We start from the raw sequence: 2,758 nt of genomic DNA on the forward strand, positions 1-2,758 counted from the left end.
CTGTTTGGCGTACGTGACGAACTCGCTCCAGGTCCAGCCTATCGGTTCCGGCACGTCGCGCTCCTGGAAGATGTCTTTTCTGTACAGGATCGCCCTGGTATCGGTGAAATACGGGATAGATATCAGCTTGCCCGTCATGTCTTTCGGCGTTATCGATGTGTAAAGACTGGCAGTCAGTACGGAAGGAAGAAGCTGCTCCTTCAGTTCCTCCGAGATGAGGCCGTCGAGCGGTTCAAGCACACCGAAACGCGCCAGGACATGCTCGAAAGGAGACCCGAGCTTCACCAGATCGGGCGCCTTTCCCGACATTATGGCAACCTGCAGTTTCGTGTGCGGATCCTCGGCCCACGGTACGACAACGAGCTTGACCTTTATGCCGGTCTCTTTTTCAAATTCCTCGACCTGTCTTTGCACCACGGGAAGATCGAGCGTGGGATCGCCGCCGGCGAACCAGAAAGTGATCTCCTTAGCGCAGAGCGCAGTCGAAAGAAGCGCGATCGCGAGAAAAACAAGCAGTTTACCTTTCATCGTCTCTCCCCCTCTCACTTAAAAGCTTCCAGCATGGCGTTCTTGAGATTTTCGTTGCCGAACAGCGTACCGAACCTGAAGAACATGATTCCATCGGCCCCCGCGCCCCTGGCGTAGTATATAGCCTTCTGCAACTCGGTCGGCGAGAGATCGTAAGCCTGAATGCCCATCACGACTTTCGTATCGGACATCATCACGTCCCTGGTTCCGGTCGCCACGTCGGCGACCCAGTTTGCCTTCTCTCCGAAATCTAGATGGTACGTCATCGGGATAACTATATCGCATAGTTCTCCGAAATCAGCGTACCTCTGACCGTAGTGTACCATCGCGAATCCGTTGGAGGCGGCGTCTATGTCTCCACCTTCAGGCATAAGTGAGGCGCTGTAGATTATCTCCGGTTTCACCGACTCTATTCCGGCCTTGATCTCTTCTGTGAAGGCCCTTATATCGTCCATTCTCATCTCTACCCAGCGGTTGATATCGAAGTACATGAACTGCCTGTACAGATCGATGAACTTCTTGTTGTCGCCGACGGAGCTCCAGGTCTCTTTAGCCGTCTCCATGAGGAAATCAACATCGAGTCCCTCGAGCCAGGCCCTGCCTATGTTGTAAGGGCCCCAGCCCCATGCTCCGGTTGGATACCTTATATAGTCCAGATGTATCCCATCGACGTCGTACAGCAAAATTACCTCTTTCATTAGATCGATCAGGTACTCTCTGTAACGGGTGTCCTGAACGAAGTCCACCGTCGAGCCGGCCTTCTGAGGATCGGCGCCTTCCTCGATCGGAACTCCCCACATCTTGGATTCCGGGAACCTCTTAAGATATGCCTGGTCCTGGTTCACGACGAACCACGCGTGTATTCTGAGCCCGACCTCTCTGCAGGCCGCGACGGTCTTTTCGAGTATCGTCGTATCGGAGATCTTCTCGTACGCGATCGCAGAAGGCCACGAGACCTGCCCCGCCGTCCCCTTCACAAGCAGGAACACATCCGTGAAGCCAGCCTCTTTCAATTCATTGACGGCCCTGTCCACGCCGTAAGATATGAAATCGGTTGACCAGGCCCACACAGCCCTGATCTCTCCTTCGCTACCCGGGATCTTCTCGATAACTTCGGAAGTGGCTTTCTCTACCGGCGGCCAATTGCTGGGTCCGCTAACCTCTCTAAGCGATGCGTAGTTGGGCATGCTGCCGTTGTCGTTCACCCAGTTCACCGATCTCGTCAGTACGTACAGCAGAATATCCGGAGTCATGACGGCCATACTCTCGCCGTTCAGAAGGAACTCCACCTGCGACGGGATGAGCGGGTCGGCCTCAAGTTTCGCCGTGATTTGTTTGGAAACCTCGTAAATATCCGGCCAGTTTATCATGCCGCCTATTTCGCCCTGGAGCTGCTTCTGTGGCGCCTTCACCTCGATGTACGGCACAGATGCCGGTAGCTGTCCAATCTTCTCTCCGTTGGCACCGTATATAGCCATCCATTTGGCCACCAGATACAGCGCCTCTTCCATCGAGACGCTCCTATCGGTTCCCGGAATTTCGATGGTATCGGGAATCACGCGACCCGAATCGTTGATCTTCGTGTTCAGATTGATCGCCATTTTCATTATGGCGGCTCCGTCGAACTCGATTGCCATCAATCCCACCGTCAACAGGAGAAGAACTAGAAGGATCAAGAACCTTTTCATACAAACACCTCCCTGTGTTTACAAGATCGGAATTATCTTCCGGTATATCTGTATCAGCTCGGAATTCTCCAGATCGCCGTTCTGCGTATTGGCGCTGCTGAAAACCGGCGGAAGCTCCCCGTTCTTCGAATACAGCCACGCCACCTGTCCGACGATCGAATTGAGTATGGTCGCCCCCACAGCCGTCGAGGCCGGCGCAACTTTTGTGTTCGAGATATCCAGAAGACCGTCCCCTATGGGAATATGGTTATCTATAACTACATCGGCAACCTCGAAAAGCCTCTTTCCGGCGGGGTTTCTGGGTTCCACCGAGGAAGAGTGGGCTATGGAGGTTATGCAGATCACGCTGGCGCCGTGTTCTCTGCCCCTAATGGCGGCCTCGACCGGGACGGCGTTGACCCCGGAGTTGGAAGCGACGATCATCACATCGCCCTCCTTCAGGGAGTAACGCTCTAGTATCACCCGGGCCAGGCCGGGAAGCCTTTCGAGCTTGCTGGAACGCGCGGCGCTTTCGTGAAGCATGAGAGAAGTCTCGAGAATCG

3 protein-coding genes are annotated in these 2,758 nt (G+C 54.5%); all 3 read right to left on the minus strand.

Going from position 1 to position 2,758, the window contains the following annotated elements:
* Positions 1 to 528 (minus strand): extracellular solute-binding protein (locus PKX57_RS11935; protein WP_472417530.1); only part of this gene is annotated, 528 nt, incomplete at its 3' end.
* Positions 529 to 542: 14 nt separating this feature from the next.
* Positions 543 to 2,216 (minus strand): glycoside hydrolase family 10-like protein, encoded by a 1,674-nt coding sequence (locus PKX57_RS11940; protein WP_472417532.1) that lies wholly within the window; start codon positions 2,214 to 2,216, stop codon positions 543 to 545.
* Positions 2,217 to 2,234: 18 nt separating this feature from the next.
* Positions 2,235 to 2,758, minus strand: a 524-nt coding sequence (locus PKX57_RS11945; protein ID WP_472417534.1) for a sugar isomerase domain-containing protein, incomplete at its 5' end; no start/stop codon positions are given.

The sequence above is a fragment of the Mesotoga sp. genome (assembly GCF_035363035.1).
Taxonomy (GTDB): domain Bacteria; phylum Thermotogota; class Thermotogae; order Petrotogales; family Kosmotogaceae; genus Mesotoga.